Below are 17,871 nucleotides of genomic sequence, written 5' to 3' on the forward strand. Positions count from 1 at the left end.
TCCTATCGATTATTCTTCGTCGTCAGATCCATTATCATCGGAAACGTCTGCATAGTCATCGTCTGTATAGCCGTCTGCCTCTGCTGTATACTCATCATGCTCTACATCGGTCAGCTCACCATCTTTAAATTCCTGCTCTTGGTAACCGTAGTTGCCGAAGGACTCATTCTGAGAGTAACGCTTGCTGTCACCCTCGATGACGGAACGAAGATCGGTATCGCCTTCGTCGATGTTCTCCTTGAGCTCGATCTCGGAACCGTCTTCTGCCAGAACTCTGACATCCAGACCCAGGGACTGAAGCTCTTTTAAGAGTACCTTGAAGGACTCCGGAATACCCGGCTCCGGAATATTCTCGCCCTTGATGATTGCCTCGTATGTCTTCACACGACCTACCACATCATCGGACTTCACGGTCAGGATCTCCTGCAGCGTATAGGATGCGCCATACGCCTCCAGTGCCCAAACCTCCATCTCTCCGAAACGCTGGCCACCGAACTGAGCTTTACCACCCAGCGGCTGCTGTGTAACGAGGGAGTAAGGACCTGTGGAGCGTGCATGAATCTTATCATCAACCAGATGATGCAGTTTCAGGTAATGCATGTGTCCGATTGTAACCGGGCTGTCGAAGTATTCGCCGGTACGTCCATCTCTCAGGCGGACTTTACCATCACGTCCGATCGGAACGCCCTTCCAGAGTTTTCTGTGCTCCAGATGGGTACCCAGATACTCCATAACTTCCGGATCTACAATATCTTTATATTTTGCTTCGAACTCTTCCCAGGAGGTGTTGACATAGTCATTTGCCATCTCCAGAGTGTTCTGAATATCTTTCTCGTCTGCACCGTCGAAAATCGGGGTGGATACATCAAAACCAAGTGCTTTGGCAGCAAGGCTTAAATGAATCTCCAGAACCTGTCCGATATTCATACGGGACGGTACGCCCAGTGGGTTCAGTACGATGTCGAGCGGACGGCCATTCGGAAGGAACGGCATATCCTCAACCGGAAGTACACGGGAAACGACACCCTTGTTACCATGACGGCCAGCCATCTTATCGCCGACGGAAATCTTTCTCTTCTGTGCAATGTAGATACGAACGGTCTTATTTACACCCGGAGCCAGCTCGTCGCCGTTCTCTCTTGTAAATACCTTCGCATCAATGATGATACCGTATGCACCATGCGGTACTTTCAGGGAGGTATCACGAACCTCTCTTGCCTTCTCACCAAAGATCGCACGTAACAGGCGCTCTTCTGCGGTCAGCTCGGTCTCTCCCTTCGGAGTAACCTTACCTACCAGGATATCACCGGCACGAACCTCTGCACCGATGCGGATGATACCGCGCTCGTCCAGATCTTTCAGTGCATCCTCGCCGACACCCGGAACATCTCTTGTGATCTCTTCCGGTCCCAGCTTGGTATCACGTGCTTCTGCCTCGTATTCCTCGATATGGACGGAGGTATATACATCCTCCTGAACCAGACGCTCAGACAGAAGAACGGCATCCTCGTAGTTGTAGCCTTCCCAAGTCATGAAGCCGATCAGCGGGTTTTTGCCCAGACCGATCTCACCGTTGCAGGTGGACGGACCATCTGCGATAACCTCGCCAGCTTCGACATGGTCATTCTTGTATACAATCGGTTTCTGATTGTAGCAGTTGGACTGGTTACTTCTCTTGAATTTTGTCAGATGGTATACATCGCGGTTTCCATCGGAATCTCTCTTGATGATGATCTCGTTGGAAGCGGAGCGCTCAACCACACCGGCATTCTTTGCAACGACACACACACCGGAGTCAACAGCTGCCTTCGCGGAAATACCGGTATCGACAACGGCTCTCTCGGTGGTCAGAAGCGGTACCGCCTGACGCTGCATGTTCGATCCCATCAGAGCACGGTTCGCATCGTCGTTCTGCAGGAACGGAATCATGGAAGTAGCTACGGAGAATACCATCTTCGGGGATACGTCCATCAGGTCGATTTTCTTCTTCTGGAACTCGGAGGTCTCCTCACGGAAACGACCAGATACGTTATTGTGGACGAAGTGTCCTTCTTCGTCTAACTGCTCGTTTGCCTGTGCAACAACGAAGTTATCTTCCTCGTCTGCTGTCAGGTATACAACCTTATCCGTAACAACCGGGTTGGACGGATCGGTTTTATCTACTACACGGTATGGAGCTTCGATGAAACCGTACTCATTGACACGTGCGTAAGATGCCAGGGAGTTGATCAGACCGATGTTCGGTCCCTCAGGTGTCTCGATCGGGCACATACGGCCATAGTGTGTGTAGTGTACATCTCGTACCTCGAATCCGGCACGGTCTCTTGACAGACCGCCAGGACCCAGGGCGGAAAGACGTCTCTTATGGGTCAGCTCGGACAGCGGGTTGTTCTGATCCATGAACTGGGACAGCTGGGAACTTCCGAAGAACTCCTTGACTGCTGCTGTAACCGGCTTAATATTGATCAGGGACTGGGCAGAAACACCTTCCATGTCCTGTGTTGTCATACGCTCACGTACCACACGCTCCATACGGGACAGACCGATACGGTACTGGTTCTGAAGCAGCTCGCCGACCGCACGGATACGACGGTTGCCCAGATGGTCGATATCATCTGGATTGCCGATGCCGCCTTCCAGATGCATGTTGTAGTTGATGGAAGCGATGATATCTTCCTTCGTAATGTGCTTCGGAATCAGGTCATGGATATCTCTGCGGATAATCTCTTTTAACTCCTCATCAGAAGCGCCGGCATTTTCTTCCAGAATACCCTGGAGAACCGGATAGAATACTAACTCTGTGACGCCTACTTCTTCCGGATCGAAATTCACATAAGCGCCCAGATCTACCATCATGTTAGAAAGAACCTTGTGATTCTTCTTCTCACCCTGAATCCATACAAACGGAACGCCTGCGTTCTGGATGTCAGTAGCAAGTTCCTTGGTGACCTTTGTTCCCTGCTCCGCCAGAATCTCTCCGGTAGTTGTATCAACCACATCCTCAGCCAGAACGTGACCTACGATACGGTTCTTAAAGTGAAGCTTTTTATTGAATTTATAACGACCTACCTTTGCCAGATCGTAGCGGCGCGGATCGAAGAACATGCTGTTTAACAGGCTCTCTGCGCTGTCTACGGAAAGCGGCTCACCCGGACGAATCTTCTTATATAATTCCAGAAGACCATCCTGGTAGTTGTTGGACGGATCCTTCTCGAAGCTCTTCTCCAGTTTCAGCTCATCGCCGAACAGGTCAATGATCTCGGCGTTAGTACCGTAACCAAGAGCACGGATCAGAACAGTAACAGGAACTTTTCTGGTCCGGTCTACACGCACGTAGAAAATGTCGTTGGAATCTGTCTCATACTCCAGCCAGGCACCCCGGTTCGGGATAACGGTGCAGCTGTATAACTCTGTACCGATCTTATCGTGCGCGATTCCATAATAAATACCAGGGGAACGAACAAGCTGGCTGACGATAACTCGCTCCGCTCCGTTGATAACGAAGGAGCCGGTGTCGGTCATAAGTGGAAGATCACCCATGAAAATCTCATGTTCATTGATCTCATCTTTATCTTTATTGCAAAGTCTTACCTTTACCTTCAGAGGAGCTGCATAGGTCGCATCGCGCTCTTTGCACTCTTCGATCGTATATTTGATATCGTTTTTACACAGTGTAAAATCCACAAATTCCAGACTCAAGTGACCTGCGAAATCCGTGATCGGGGAGATATCAGCAAACACTTCTTTCAGTCCCTCATCCAGGAACCACTGATACGAGTTTTTCTGAATCTCAATCAAATTCGGCATTTCCAGAACTTCTTTTTGTCTTGAGAAGGTCATCCTTACACCTTTACCGGTTTTTACCGGACGCATCCTGCTTTTCTCCATTCGATGTTTCACCCCTGTTTTCTTTCTATCTCTATGGTTTGCATTTTTCCATCTCCGAACCAGCCTTGTTTCATGCTGACGGAGCTGCACTGTCATTTGGGCATACGAATACCCGGAAAACACAGTTTTCCACAATAGTGCATTCTCCATCTTAGCATGGGATTTGATGGGTGTCAAGTGGTTTTTTTGATAGATTTGGAATAAATTTGGAATGATTATGAAAAAGTTTTCTCAAGAAACGCCAGAATCCGGACAGACAACAGACGCCGCTCCCCAGATGATAGCGGCGTCCGATTTTTTATAGAAATTTTATGCAAATAAATTCGGTAAAAATGTAACGGTCTGTGGAATATAGGTAATCACCAAAAGGACAATCAGAAGGACTGCTAACATAGGGAGCAAATCCCGCATCTGGTCTTTCAGGCTTACCTTGGCAATCGATCCCGATACAAACAGGCACACGCCCAGCGGAGGCGTACACATACCAATTGTCAGGTTGACTGCCATGACCAGGCCAAAATGGATCAGGTCAATTCCCATTGCCTTAACAAGCGGCAGGAAGAGTGGGGTAAAGATAACCAGCGCGCTTGTCGTATCGATGAAGGTGCCTGCAATTAACAGAATCACATTGATGATCATCAACAATACATATTTGTTGCTGACCGTGCTGGACAGCAGGGCGCTGACGGTCTGCGGAACCTGTGCAACCGTGATAACCCAGGTAAACAGGCTCGCACAGGACACAACGATTAAAACCTGTCCCGTTGATTTTGCACAGTCCACAAAGAGGTCAAACATCTTGGACGGCTTTAACTCCCGGTAAACAAAACCGCCGATGATAATCGCATATGCACACGCGATAGCGCCGGACTCGGTTGCCGTAAAAATACCAGATAAGATACCTCCAATGATGATAATCGGCATAATCAGGGCAAGAAGGGCATCTTTTCCGGTACGGATTCTCTCCTCACGGCTCGCCTTTTTCTCACGTCCTACATAATGTCTCTTTTTTCCTACATAATAACTGTAAATCATCAGTCCGAGTCCCATGATAATGCCCGGGATAAATCCACCGATAAACAATTTACCAACGCTCACACCTGCCATCGTTCCGTATAGCAGAAGTGGAATACTCGGAGGAATGATCGGTCCAATCGAACCGCCGCAGGCGATTAACGGAGCCGAAAACGTATCTTCATAGTTTTTCTCACGCATGATCGGAATCATAATGCCACCGATCGCTGCGGTTGCCGCGATCGCAGAACCTGTGATCGCCGCAAAGAACATACACGCCAGAATACTTACCAGTGCCAGACCACTTGGAAAATGTCCGATCAGCGCATCGGCAAAATCGACGATTCTTCTGGAAATACCGCCCTGAACCATCAGACCTCCGGCAAGGATAAACAGCGGAATCGCAATCAGCGCCGTGCTGTCAGCACCGGTGAACATTCTCTGGATAACAACAATTAACGGGGTTCCTCCCTGGATAATTCCAGCCACCGATACCATTCCGAGTGAAAAGCAGATCGGAATTCCTATTAAAAACAAGACAAATAATAAGACAATATAAATCATACCTTTCCCTCCTAATCATTCTTTTTCAGCTGCTCTGCCATATTTTTAATCATATAGAACAGCATAATCGCTCCGGCACTTGGAATACTTGCATAGTAAACACTCATTGGAATCGGCAGATAGGAAGTCGTCTGCGTCCATCCAAACGCACAGAATTTAATTCCAAATACAATCATAAAAATGAAAAAGAGAGACAATACCAGGTCAATTCCCAGTTCCACCACCTTGCGGATTTTAACTGGAAACGACATCAGCAGAACATCCACGTTCAGGTGTTCCTTTTCCCGCACACACCACGCAGCGCCCCAGAATACCAGATAGGTAAATGCCAAACGCAGGATATCCGTACTCCACGGAAGCGGAGATTTTAAAACAAAGCGGCATAAAACCTGTAAAAAGGTAATGACAAATACCACAATCGCGCTGATTCCCATGACAGCTTTTGTAATCTTATCGACCAGACCAGACATTTCCCATCCCCCTATTCTTTCCCATGCGTATTTCTATACTCTTCAACCGCCTGTTTTACCTTTTCCGTCAATTCCGGCGGAACCAGTGCCGTTACAGCCGGTTCCTGATACAGGCTGGCCGTTGCATCCTGGAAGGACTGTAAATCTGGATCCTTGCATACCTTTACGCCGTTCGCTTCAATCGACGCAAGCATCTCTTCTTCCATGTCCGTTACTTCCTGACGCTGTGTATCTTTTGCGTATTCAGCCGCCTCATCGATCCAAGCGCGCTCTTCATCGGTCAGTTTATTATAAAAGTCAAGGTTCATGATCATGCTTTCCGGCGCATATGTGTGACCATCCAGAACCATATATTTCTGCACTTCATCAAACGCAGAACTGGAAATAGACGCGATCGGGTTTTCCTGACCATCTACGGTTCCCTGCTGAAGAGCAGTATAAAGCTCGTTAAATGCGATCGGCGTCGCAATAAATCCAAGGTGATCTGCCAATGAGAACCAGATCGGAGACTCCTGTACACGGATCGATAATCCCTTCATGTCGGATGCCTTGGTCACTTCTTTTTTATTATTCGTAAAATGACGGAAGCCTAACTCACAGAAACCCAGGTGTTTAAAGCCCTGTGCCTCAAACTTCGGTTCCAGTTCTTTCTGCAGCGTATTATCCAGGACATAGTATGCTTCCTGCTTATCCGCAAAGAGATACGGGATTGCCAGAACCTGCGTCTCCGGCACGAAGCTTGGAAGCGCGCCATCCGTTGTTACAATCGCAAGCTCTATCGAACCAATCTTGACGCCTTCCGCCATTTCGCGCTCACCGCCCAGCTGCGCGCTCGGGTAAATCGTCACTTCGAACCGATCACCTGCCAGTTCCTCCAGCTTTTCCTGAAATGCCGCTGCCGCCATCGTTGACTGGTGCTTCTCATTTCCAACTGTCGCTATTTTCAACTTGATATGTCCGCTGTCTGATGTACTGCCGCAGCCGGTCAACACCGTTGCTCCCAAGACAAGTGCCGCGAACGTCCCTGCCCAACCTTTTTTCATTACCGTTCCTCCTCGCTGATGACATCCACTTCATACTCCGACGATAACTTCCGGTTCAGCTTTTTATCTTCCATCTCATAGCGGAATTTACTGCCGAAACGGAATCCATCCTTGACCGGCACCGTTCCGGAAAAGATCACACAATTATCAATTCCGCCAACCCGCTCGTCCAGTTCTTTTAAGATGGTTTCCACCGGGAGAATATCTGACAACGTTCCCTCCTGATATAAAACTTCCGTTCCATCCAATGTCTGCCAGGAATGAAGCTCTATCTCATCCCAGTGATCCTTGACATCCTCGTACTCCCAAACGGTATCGCAAATCGGCTTCGCACAAATCTGTTTCGCTTTTGGAACACTGGCTGCCTCAAGCTCCCGGTCTGTGTGGTCGCTTCCCAATCCGATGTAAATCGTCTTATCTTTAATGACAATCACATACTCGACTTCTCCACAGGTCTTTTCGCCCACAAACTCCAGTTTCTTTTCCTGTGTTAAAACGTAATTGCCACACTGGAAAATGGTCGGTATTTTCTTCGGTGCCGGAACGCCTAATTCCCGTTCCAGTTCTTTGATATGCTCCATCGTCTTTTCAATGTTTCTGCCTGCATATCCAATGGCAAACACCCTCTCATAATTCAGCTCCAGCGGCTTTTCTCCGTTCTTTCCCTGAACCGTAAAACACATTGTATCCATCCTGTTTCCTCCTTATTCCATTCCCTCTTTTATATCTTATATACTTCCGGCAGCCGATCCCGATAAACATTGATCGAATCTCTGACCCCATCGACTGCTCCAATCTCCATATCTGCCATCAGTATCTGTTCCGCTTCTCCGCCCAGCACCAAGCACTCTCCCATCGGTCCATAGACGGCAGAATGTCCGCCGCACTTTGTATTTCCAGCCGTTCCGACCGAATTAGTACAGCATAAAAAGCTCTGACTTTCAATTGCCCTCGCCCTGTTCAAGGTATCCCAGTGAAGAAGTCTCGTATCCGGCCACTGTGCTACCACAAACTGGACTTTTGAACCCGCAAGCATCTCGGAACGAATCAGTTCCGGGAACCGGATATCATAACAAATTACCAGACTGCACGGGATTCCATCCAATTCAAAATTGCAGATGTTTTTTCCATGTTCAAAATACTCATGTTCGCCGGACGGGCTGAACAGATGCACCTTGTCATATTCCATCACCACTTCGCCGTCCCGGTTAAAGACAGCGGCTGTATTATAAATCTTCTCATCCCGGCAATTTGCCACGGAACCGGCAATTATATTGACACGGTATTCTTTCGCCAATCTGGAAAACAGCTTTTTGGTCTGTTCCAAATTCACATCCGACACCTCTTTCAGATTTTCTCTCGGAAAAAAACCGGTGTTCCATGTCTCCGGAAGTGTGATCACATCCGGTTTCAGCTCTGCAGCCATCCGGACCAGCTTTTCTGCTTTTTCAAAATTTGCCTCCGGCTTCCCCAACTGCATATCCATCTGAATCATCGCAACTCTCATACCTGACCTCCATTTTACGGTATTTGGTATTCGGTATTTGGTATACCAACAATTAGAATAATAACACTCTCTTTTTTTATCGTCAATCTACTCTTTTCACAAAAACCGAAATCTCTTTTTGGATGATCTTCCAATTTTATCTGACATTTTGCTTCATTGCATGGTTCTGGTTGATATTTTTTTCTGTTTCCTCCATATGGATCTTCATCGCCCGAACTGCCGCTTCCACATTTTTCTGTTTCAAAGCGTCTAAAATTCCCTGGTGTTCATCGATCGTTGTCTGACGCCGTTTATCCGTTCCCCTCACTGCCTGCATTCCCATAAAGCGGAACATATCATAATAATTGCTCAGCAGTTTTAAAAGCTCACGGTTCTGGCTCATCTGGTAGATATAGGTATGAAATTCCCGATCCAGCTGAATAAATCTCGTAATATCATAATGTTCCAGGACTTCCTTCTGTTTCTCCTGAATCTCTTCCAGACATTTCAGATCTTTCTCTGTGACATTTTTCACAGCATCCTCGATCGCAGATAACTCCAGCGCGCTTCTGACACGAGTCAGCTCCCACATATAATGCGGGTCAAATTCACGCACCACCGTTCCCTTGTATGTTTCCATCTGCAGCCAGCCATCTCTGGCAAGCATCTGCATCCCCTCACGGATCGGCGTGCGGCTGATTCCGAGTTCTTCTGACAATTTTCTCTCATTCATCACGAACCCCGGGGGATAAACGCCCGTCATGATCCCCTTTTTTATTTCGTTATATACCTGGTATTTATACCCCAGCTGTTTTTCTACCATACTTCCCTCACATCCATCAACTTCAATGCTAATATATGTTATCATCCCTCATATATCAACTATCATATGCATATCACACAGTCACTCTAATTGTCAAGCTATTTGCAGGTTTTCTGACCCTGCCAGCACTTACAGCCCTGCCTTTTCTGATTAGTGCAAACAAATCTTTTCAATAAATTATGCCCACCTTAATGCACTTATCTTTCTATCAGGATTCCATCATCCACATTATCATTACGATGAAATGGCGGGATAACATGATTTTGGTTTTTTCTATTTTTTTAAGTCCCCATCGCCATAGTTACCCGTCTATTTTTCTTGCCATTTCCCCACTCCAATGCTATAATACATAGTAATTGCGCGGTTATTTTCGTGTTCCATGCGAAATGGGATTGGATTTTCGTCCCGCCGCTATCTACAACGGAGGTATATATATGTCATTTTGGAATGTACTGCTAGTTATTATCGTCATTCTGGCTATCCTTCTTGTCGTACTGTATATTCTGGGTTCCCGGATGCAGAAACGTCAGGCAGAGCAGCAGACTATGATCGACGCTTCGAAACAGACTGTTTCGATTCTGGCGATTGACAAAAAGAAACTGAAAATCGGAGATTCCGGTCTCCCGAAGATGGTTATCGACCAGACTCCATGGTATATGAAGTGGGCGAAGCTCCCGATCGTAAAGGCTAAGATCGGACCGAAGGTTGTGACCATGATCGCGGATGAGAAGGTATTCCTTCAGTTACCGCTCCGCACCGAGGCAAAGGTTGTCATCAGCGGTCTTTATATCACAGAGATCAAGAGCGTGCGCGGAGGCATCCCGCCGCTGCCGAAGAAGAAAAAATTCTTTGACCGTTTCAAGAAAAATACAGAAGAGGCAGCAAAGAAAGAAGCTTCCAAGTCCAAGAAAAATAAATAATGGATCTTAAAATCCCGGAAATGTAACTGATTACACGTTTCCGGGATTTTTGATTCATCGATTTTATTTCTTTGTTTCTATATTCTTTTATATTTACTGCTCTTTCAGGTTCAATTTCGCCGTCGCCTTCGATTTCACATCAATTTCAATATGGCTCTGGCTGGTCTGCTCATAGTTGAGTTCCAGCGTATAATCAATCTGGATTTTCAGATGATCCGGACCTTCATTGATCTTGATGCGGTCGGTCGTGACGCCCACGATCATCTGACCGTATGGAGTCACATAACAGCTGACATTCGGACGGTTCTCCTGAAAAATCATATGCGCCCGCGCATCGCCTCCCTTGATCATATCGACGCTGTCCGCATTGGCTTTGATGGTATTGCGGATGCTTCCTTCCTCGCCCTCCAGTATCTCATCATAGATGATATAATGCTTGCCATTTTTGAAATAATAGCTGCCTGCCGTGATAACCTCCAGGTTATTCGTCTCCCCGTCCGCAATATGGGCACCGCGCACGGATACAAGCACATCTTTCGTCATATTTTAATACTCCTCAATGTTAATCTGTTTCGTGTCTTTTACCTCTTTTGGCAGAATCGCCTTGGCAAAACGCGTAAAATTCTCCGCCCGGTCGCTGACAAAGAACTGATACTGGTCAAGAATCGGCTCCCCGGCAGCAGCGCGGCGGCTGTTTTCCTCCGAAAAACGTTCCAGATCCTCCGAACTGCGTGTCAGATCCATGTCCCGCAGTAGAGTTTTAAGTTCAACCGCCGTCTCATATGCCGGATTTACCAAAGTCACCTCGTCACCCATCAGCCGATGCAGCGTCGAACGCAGCAGCGGATAATGCGTACATCCCATAACCAGCGTATCAATGTATTTTTCTTTCAGCGAAGAAAGATACCGGGAGGCAATCTCATCTGTTACCGAATCATGGAAGAGTCCTTCCTCCACCAGCGGCACAAAGAGCGGACACGGTTTTCCAATGACCTCAATATCCGGGCGCAGCTTCTGCATTTCTCTGGTATAAATACCGCTCCGGATGGTCGCCTCGGTTCCAATCACGCCAATCTTTCCATTATGGGTTGCCTCGGCAGCCGTGCGCGCGCCCGCGTAGATAACCCCGATGATCGGGATATCCAATTCCTGTCTGACCGTCTCCAGTGCACACGCCGAGGCCGTGTTGCAGGCAATCACGATCGCCTTGACTCCCTGTGTTTTCAGAAAACGGATGATCTGGCGGGAATAGCGCAGCACCGTCTCCTGCGATTTACTTCCATATGGAACGCGCGCCGTATCTCCAAAGTATACGATGCGCTCCTGCGGCATCTGACGCATGATCTCACGGGCTACCGTCAGACCGCCGATGCCTGAATCAAAAACTCCGATCGGGGCATTTCTATCCATGTTTACCTTCCTTTCGGCAAAATTCTTATGGTCATGTTTCCATTCTTTCCCGAACATCTGTGTATATCGAATCATATAACGTCCAAAAGTAGATTCTCTCACACTGTTTCAGGATTCTGAAACATTTTTATTTATTTCTAGGCTTCGTAGCGTTTCAGTCCGTGTTCAATCAGCTTTGTCACCATCTCCGGCTTCGGGATTCCGGCCGCCTCAAAGAGCATCGGGTACATACTGATCGCGGTAAAGCCCGGCATGGTATTGATCTCATTGAAGATAACCTCGCCGTCCTTCGTCACAAAGAAATCGACACGCGACAGACCATAGCCATCTACCGCCTTGAAAATACGTCTCGCCGCCTGACGCACACGCTCGGTCGCATCGCCCGGAAGCTCTGGATTTACAACGGTTCTGGACTCTGCGTTGTAATATTTCGCATCAAAATCATAGAAATCGGCTGCTGCCAGAATCTCGCCAACACCGGAAGCGATGACCGGTTCTGTGCCATTTCCAAAGACCGCACATTCGATCTCACGACCGACGATCGTCTCCTCAACCAGAATCTTGCGGTCATGGTGCGCCGCCTCCTTTAAGCCTGCAATCAGCTCTTCGCGATCCGACGCCTTGCTGACACCTCTGGAAGAACCTGCATTGGACGGCTTGATAAATACCGGATATGCGAACCGGTTCTCGATGCGTGCCACAACCTCATCCATCTTTTCAAGTTCTTTGCGGATGACCAGCTCATATGCCGCCTGGCGCACGCCTGTGTGGTCAACGATCTGTTTTGTATACACTTTATCCATCGAAACGCTGGACGCCAGCACACCGCATCCGACATACGGGATTTTTGCCAGCTCAAAGATGCCCTGAATGGTGCCGTCCTCTCCCCAGAGTCCATGCAGAACCGGGAATACCACATCAATGCGGATCATTTCCGCCTTACCATCTTTCAGGACGATCACGGATTTCTCCGTTGCATCCGGGGAAAGGATCGCGGTCGTCGTGTTCTTTCTCCAACTCTCATCCTCGATCTGCTCGACCGAGTCAACCAGCAGCCATTTTCCCTCTTCGGTAATGCCGATCAGGGTTACATCATAGCGCTCTGTATCTATATTTTTAATGACATTGATTGCCGACATACATGAAACAATATGTTCCGAAGACTGTCCGCCAAATACCACAAGTACACTCTTTTTCATAATATCCGCCTTTCTGCCGGGTGTGGGAAGCTTCACCACACGCCGGAATGCTATTCCAAAATATAGTTTAGATTATACCATAACTGTCAATACTTGCGACAAGAAGATTCGATTTCTTTCAGTAAAAGGAGAGCCATTATGTTAAATCAAGTGATTTCGTTCCAGTCTGAAAATTCTCTGTCATCCGCATCCAGGATTCATCCACCTGTTACCAATAAATGCCGCCATTTTTCCACCGGTTCGTGCAAGTTTTCCCATATCTACGATGGAATACTCCCGCTTCTCGCATTATGTTCCATGCTCTTATTTCTGTTTTTCTGCCTGCCTCTTCTGACTTTTACCAGAAACCAGATTCAGCAGAAAGTCCTGGCGTACGCGATCGCCCCGCCGATCCTGCAGACTCATGTGATCGACAACTGGTGGGGTGTTCTCTATCCGCCGCCCGCCCTGTCCGGAGGTGTCATGCCAGAAGAAAACTCAAAAAATCAGAGCGCCGATTCCGTCTCTGACGCTCTGATTTTTGATAACGATATGAACTGGCTGTCGCAAAAGAAACATATCATTTTTGATGTAAACAAGAAATCTACTTCTCTGATTTCCTCTAAAGCTGACCCGATGACTTGCTCCAATCACTCGAAACGTTCTGGAACAGCTTCAGCTTCCAAAACAACCACCGAACCGACAGAATCTTCTTCGAACTCAAAAATAGCAGCCACGCACGCCGTTTCCGCTGACAGCAGTCTGCCGGATAAAGCTCATGCTTCCTCCGACAATTCGATTACTCTTCGGGTAACGTGTCGTTTTTTATCTTTCCTTCCCGGAGGCTCGGAGTGATGAAATTCTCATAGGAATAGTTCCACAGCGTCTCCGAGCCCTTGGCGGTATTCTTATTTCTTCCAAGAATCTGGCTCAGGTGCACGCCGCGCGTCGCCCACGCCTTTCCCTTGGAAGCATCATTGAGCATCGTCGGCTGGATGTTGTCCATCGTATGTGCAAACCGTGCTTCCGGCGTCTCCCCGGCTTCAAATTCATCCCAGAGAGCGCGAAGTTTTTCGCCCTGATCCGGCGGCAGCATTCCGAAAATGCGCTCTGCACCCTTTAATTCTCTCTCCCGCTGGGTTTTCTTCGCCTCCTCATCATAGGCATATGTGTCGCCGGCGTCGATCTCGACCAGATCGTGAATCAGAAGCATGGTAACCGTTTTCAGCACATCGATCGGCTCATTGGAATACTCCGCCAGAAGCACTGTCATGATCGCCATATGCCATGCGTGCTCCGCGTCATTTTCCTTCCGCTCGCCGTCTGTCAGATACGTCTGGCGACCGATAAATTTCTCCTTATCTATCTCCCGGATAAATGCAAACTGCTGCTCCAGACGTTCTTTCTGTTTCTGATTTATATCCATTGTTTCCGCCTCCCTGGTCTATTTCACCACATTTCTAGTTACTGTTCACGCATACGTGCCCAGTAACGGAAAAATGCCTCTTGCATTTATCCTCTCTTTACAGTTTCTTCCCTGCAAGAACCTCTTTATAATCCTTATAATTCTCCTCCAAAAGCTTCGGCGTATCCAGACCATACGGGCACATCGACTTGCAGTGTCCGCAGTGCAGGCAGTCCTCTATCTTCTTCATCTTCGCCTGTCCCTCCGGGGAGAGGTATCTCGCTGACGGAGAACGGCGCAGAAGCAGGGACATACGCGCACAGTTGTTGATCTCGATTCCTGCCGGACACGGCATACAGTAGCCGCAGCCCCGGCAGAATTCACCTGCCAGCTCTTTCTGGTCTTTTTCGATAACAGCTTTCAGCTCGTCCGTCAGTTCCGGTGGATTGCCGATGTAGCTTAAAAATTCGTCCAGCTCGCTTTCCTTCTGTACACCCCAGATCGGCAGTACATTCTCAAACTGTGCCATATAGGCATAGATCGCAGCCGAATTGGTCAGCAGACCGCCCGACAGACCCTTCATTGCGATAAATCCCATTTCGTGCTCCGCACAGGCCTTCGCCAACGCGATCTCCCGCTCGGTGGAAAGATAATTAAATGGGAACTGCAGGGTATCGTAAAGCCCCGACTCGATCGCCTCCTCCGCAATGCTCATGCGGTGGTTCGTGATGCCGATGAAACGGATTTTCCCCTGCTCTTTTGCCTCGAGCATCGCCTCATAAAGACCGCTTCCGTCTCCCGGCTTCGGACAGACTGCCGGATTGTGGAACTGGTAAATGTCCACGTAGTCTGTTTTTAAATTATGTAAACTCGTCTCCAGATCCTTCCAGAAGCCTTCCGCCGTCGTTGCCGCTGTCTTGGTCGCAATATAGATATGCTCGCGCACGTCGCTCAGCGCATAGCCGATCTTCTCCTCACTGTCCGTATAAAAGCGCGCCGTATCAAAGAAACGGACACCCGCATCATACGCCTTGCGAAGCAGTACCTTCGCATCATCAAAAGAAATACGCTGGATTGGCAGCGCGCCAAATCCATTTTTATTGACGATAATATCCGTCTTTCCAAGGGTAACCGGCGTACCGGCTACCCTTTCTCTTGCGTCCAGCATCTCTTTCAGCGCCTCGTCGCTGTCATCGATCCAGACATCCTCCTCATCGGCGTTGAGACCGAGATATTTTGCCAGTGTCCGCTCATCATCCGACCGGTTCCAACGGGAAATATAGCGATCGATTTCCTCAAATGGAATCTGTCCGGACAGGTACAATTCTTTAAATGTCATACTTCCTTCCGCTCCTTTAAATTCTTAAGTACCGTGATTTCCTGGTTATCTATGTGCCCCCTGGCTACCGCCTTTGCCTCCGCCATATGGCGCAGACGCAGTGCCGCCAATATTTTTTCATGCTCTAACTGCAGAATCTGCCGTTTATCCTCGTCCTTGATGTATTCCAGACGGAACCGGTACATCTGCTCACGCAGGTTGTTCAAAATCTGCACCAGACGCTTGTTGCGGGTCGAATGGTAGATCACGTCATGGTATGCCTCATCCGTCTCCGCGATCTTCATCGCATCGCCCTGATCAATCGCCGCTTTAAATGCTTTCTGTGCTTCTTCCAATGCCTGCATATCTTCTTCCGTCATGCGCTGGCACGCCAGCTCAATCGCCAGTTCCTCCAGCGAACGGCGCACTTCCAGCACATCTTTCAGGCTTTTTTCCGAAATTCGCGCCACCTCCGCGCCGCGCCGCGGAATCATCAGAACGAGTCCTTCCAGCTCCAGCTTGCGGATCGCCTCACGGATCGGGGTGCGGCTGACGCCCAGCTTCTGTGCCAGCTGAATCTCCATCAGGCGCTCGCCCGGTGCCAGCTCTCCCTTTAAGATTGCCTGCCGGAGTGTGTTGAATACCACATCCCTGAGTGGGAGATATTCATTCATTTTAACCTCAAAATTGTTCCCCATCTGCGTGCCCCTTCCTGTTGTAAAAACTAGTCAGGTATACCTGTTTCGCCAGATCCTGGCTGCTGCCATAGCGGAGTTCCTCATACGCCGCCTGCGCCGCCGTCTGGTTCGTAAACAAGCCAAATACGGTTGGACCGCTTCCGCTCATCAAAGAGCCGTCCGCGCCCATCTCCATCATCTTATCTTTGAGTGTCTGAATCACCGGATTTTCCGGGATCGTCACCGTTTCCAGCACGTTTCCAAGCTGTGAAACGACGCCGGAGAGGTCTTTTTTCTCGATCGCCGCCCGCATCGCATCAATATCCGGATGCGCCTCTGCACCCAGAGACGGCAGGTTTAAGCTCTCGTACACATGCTTCGTTGAAACGCTGACCGCCGGTTTGGCAATCAGCACGCGGCACTGCGGCATCGGCGGAAGCGGTGTCAGGATCTCCCCGATTCCCTCCGAAAGAGCCGTTCCCCGCATGATACAGTACGGCACATCCGCCCCCAGACGGACGCCGCGCTCCATCAGCTCCTGTTTCGAAAGCCCCAGTCCGAACATCTTGTTGACACCAAACAGGACTGCGGCCGCATCGCTGCTGCCGCCTGCCATCCCGGCTGCCACCGGGATAAATTTCTTCATCTTGATCTCCACACCGTCGCGGATTCCAAACTCATCCATCAGAAGTTTCGCCGCGCGGTAACCTAAGTTATTTTCATTGTCCGGCAGATAATAAAGGTTCGTTGAAAGACGGATTCCCTCTTCCTCCGTCCGGTTCAGTTCGATCGCGTCGTACACGCGCACCGTCTGCATGATCATCCGCACTTCGTGGTAGCCGTCTTCCCTCCGGCGGACTACATCCAGACCGAGATTGATCTTTCCATATGCTTTCAGCTCCAGATGCCTGATCATCGGTCATTCCTCCCATCGTTCCCTTAGTGTAATCACACTAGATTGTATTTTTTCATTATTTTGTATACAAGTTATTATATCCTCTTTGCATACAAAATACAATAGAATCCTTGCAGGATGAAGGTACCTGAACGAATTCCATTTTTTCCGCCAATATCCGTGAAGCCGTGTTGGAACGCTTCGTGCAAATCCGGATCTTATCCAGCTCCAGCGTTTCAAACCCATATTTCACAATCGCCCGGCAGGCTTCCAGCGCATATCCCTGACGGCGGAACGGTTCATAAATATGATATCCCAGCTCTCCGTCCGTCAGCCCCGCCTTTCCAACCAGCACACCGTCCGCGCGGCGTTCCAGCGCCCACAAACCGCACTCGGCAAAGCGGTACTGGTGTTTCCGGTATTCCTCGCGCTTGTTCCAATCAGAAAAAGTTCCGTCGGCATCCTCAGCGGATGCCGGTTCCAACGGATCGTCCTGGGAAAATTCACGGATGATGAGGCGGTCAGTTTCAGCAATGAGCCACGGGAGAGCCAGGTGGCGGCGGACGACGCGTTCCAGGAATGTTTCATCGGCGTCTTCAGGGTCTGTAATAAGGTAAAGGCAAGATGAATAGTCGGCCGGCTGTTTTTCCTCGTTTTCCCTCCATAAGCCAACAATAGCTCTCCCGGCTGCTTTCGCAGCCTGAAGAGCTTCGTTTTCATCGGAGAGAATCACCGGGTATGTCTGTCCCGCAATGGTTACTTCTCGTTCGATTGTCATAG

The 17,871-nt window shown here is 48.9% G+C and carries 17 protein-coding genes; 2 read left to right on the forward strand and 15 right to left on the reverse strand.

The features are described 5' to 3' along the window. Positions 1-9: 9 nt before the first annotated feature. The 7 genes from DWZ45_RS11390 to DWZ45_RS11420 all read right to left on the reverse strand — a co-directional run bounded on the left by DWZ45_RS11390 (position 10) and on the right by DWZ45_RS11420 (position 9,288). Positions 10-3,888, reverse strand: a complete 3,879-nt coding sequence (locus DWZ45_RS11390) for a DNA-directed RNA polymerase subunit beta (protein ID WP_118469148.1) — start codon at positions 3,886-3,888, stop codon at positions 10-12. A 309-nt stretch (positions 3,889-4,197) separates the two neighbouring features. After that, positions 4,198-5,466, reverse strand: coding sequence for a TRAP transporter large permease (locus DWZ45_RS11395; protein WP_118469150.1), 1,269 nt, complete (start codon positions 5,464-5,466; stop codon positions 4,198-4,200). An 11-nt stretch (positions 5,467-5,477) separates the two neighbouring features. Then, positions 5,478-5,936, reverse strand: coding sequence for a TRAP transporter small permease (locus DWZ45_RS11400; RefSeq protein ID WP_118469151.1), 459 nt, complete (start codon positions 5,934-5,936; stop codon positions 5,478-5,480). Positions 5,937-5,947: 11 nt separating this feature from the next. After that, a complete protein-coding gene (dctP, locus tag DWZ45_RS11405; RefSeq protein WP_118469153.1) occupies positions 5,948-6,979 on the reverse strand; it encodes a TRAP transporter substrate-binding protein DctP in 1,032 nt (343 codons plus the stop codon). Continuing rightward, positions 6,979-7,671 carry a DUF2848 family protein gene (locus tag DWZ45_RS11410; RefSeq protein WP_118469155.1) on the reverse strand — a complete coding sequence of 231 codons (693 nt, stop codon included), beginning with the start codon at positions 7,669-7,671 and terminating at the stop codon, positions 6,979-6,981. The genes dctP and DWZ45_RS11410 overlap by 1 nt, the downstream gene beginning before the upstream one ends. Before the next feature lie 29 nt (positions 7,672-7,700). Beyond that, positions 7,701-8,486 (reverse strand): carbon-nitrogen family hydrolase, encoded by a 786-nt coding sequence (locus DWZ45_RS11415; protein WP_118469156.1) that lies wholly within the window; start codon positions 8,484-8,486, stop codon positions 7,701-7,703. A gap of 136 nt (positions 8,487-8,622) precedes the next feature. Continuing rightward, positions 8,623-9,288: a GntR family transcriptional regulator gene (locus DWZ45_RS11420; RefSeq protein WP_118469158.1), complete on the reverse strand. Its 666-nt coding sequence runs from the start codon at positions 9,286-9,288 to the stop codon at positions 8,623-8,625. Between the two features lie 434 nt (positions 9,289-9,722). Here DWZ45_RS11420 and DWZ45_RS11425 point away from each other — a divergent pair, with 434 nt between their 5' ends. Continuing rightward, a complete protein-coding gene (locus tag DWZ45_RS11425; protein WP_022360091.1) occupies positions 9,723-10,208 on the forward strand; it encodes a hypothetical protein in 486 nt (161 codons plus the stop codon). 93 nt (positions 10,209-10,301) lie between these two features. Here DWZ45_RS11425 and DWZ45_RS11430 read toward each other — a convergent pair whose 3' ends face one another. The 3 genes from DWZ45_RS11430 to DWZ45_RS11440 all read right to left on the reverse strand — a co-directional run bounded on the left by DWZ45_RS11430 (position 10,302) and on the right by DWZ45_RS11440 (position 12,817). Beyond that, a complete protein-coding gene (locus tag DWZ45_RS11430; RefSeq protein ID WP_022360090.1) occupies positions 10,302-10,751 on the reverse strand; it encodes a DUF1934 domain-containing protein in 450 nt (149 codons plus the stop codon). Positions 10,752-10,754: 3 nt separating this feature from the next. After that, positions 10,755-11,618 carry a glutamate racemase gene (gene murI / locus DWZ45_RS11435; RefSeq protein ID WP_118469160.1) on the reverse strand — a complete coding sequence of 288 codons (864 nt, stop codon included), beginning with the start codon at positions 11,616-11,618 and terminating at the stop codon, positions 10,755-10,757. Between the two features lie 137 nt (positions 11,619-11,755). Beyond that, complete coding sequence (locus DWZ45_RS11440; protein ID WP_022360088.1) at positions 11,756-12,817, reverse strand: D-alanine--D-alanine ligase family protein; 1,062 nt, start codon at positions 12,815-12,817, stop codon at positions 11,756-11,758. A 462-nt stretch (positions 12,818-13,279) separates the two neighbouring features. Here DWZ45_RS11440 and DWZ45_RS14455 point away from each other — a divergent pair, with 462 nt between their 5' ends. After that, entirely contained in the window at positions 13,280-13,651 is a 372-nt protein-coding gene (locus tag DWZ45_RS14455) for a hypothetical protein (protein WP_147341932.1), read from the forward strand. Here the strand turns inward: DWZ45_RS14455 and DWZ45_RS11450 are convergent. The 5 genes from DWZ45_RS11450 to DWZ45_RS11470 all read right to left on the reverse strand — a co-directional run bounded on the left by DWZ45_RS11450 (position 13,596) and on the right by DWZ45_RS11470 (position 17,869). Beyond that, entirely contained in the window at positions 13,596-14,222 is a 627-nt protein-coding gene (locus DWZ45_RS11450; RefSeq protein WP_107000681.1) for an HD domain-containing protein, read from the reverse strand. The genes DWZ45_RS14455 and DWZ45_RS11450 overlap by 56 nt on opposite strands. A gap of 97 nt (positions 14,223-14,319) precedes the next feature. Further along, positions 14,320-15,540 (reverse strand): aldo/keto reductase, encoded by a 1,221-nt coding sequence (locus DWZ45_RS11455; protein WP_118469164.1) that lies wholly within the window; start codon positions 15,538-15,540, stop codon positions 14,320-14,322. Continuing rightward, the gene (locus DWZ45_RS11460) at positions 15,537-16,217 is read right to left on the reverse strand and encodes a GntR family transcriptional regulator (RefSeq protein ID WP_107000683.1); all 681 of its coding nucleotides are present in this window, start codon (positions 16,215-16,217) and stop codon (positions 15,537-15,539) included. Before DWZ45_RS11460 ends, DWZ45_RS11455 begins: the two co-directional genes overlap by 4 nt. Continuing rightward, on the reverse strand, positions 16,201-17,112 hold the full coding sequence (gene ispE / locus DWZ45_RS11465) for a 4-(cytidine 5'-diphospho)-2-C-methyl-D-erythritol kinase (protein ID WP_022360083.1): 912 nt from the start codon (positions 17,110-17,112) through the stop codon (positions 16,201-16,203). Before ispE ends, DWZ45_RS11460 begins: the two co-directional genes overlap by 17 nt. Positions 17,113-17,167: 55 nt before the next feature. Further along, positions 17,168-17,869: a GNAT family N-acetyltransferase gene (locus tag DWZ45_RS11470; protein ID WP_118469166.1), complete on the reverse strand. Its 702-nt coding sequence runs from the start codon at positions 17,867-17,869 to the stop codon at positions 17,168-17,170. Positions 17,870-17,871: the final 2 nt, after the last annotated feature.

The organism is Clostridium sp. AF32-7AC (assembly GCF_003477925.1).
In the GTDB taxonomy this organism is placed as follows: domain Bacteria; phylum Bacillota; class Clostridia; order Lachnospirales; family Lachnospiraceae; genus Otoolea; species Otoolea fessa.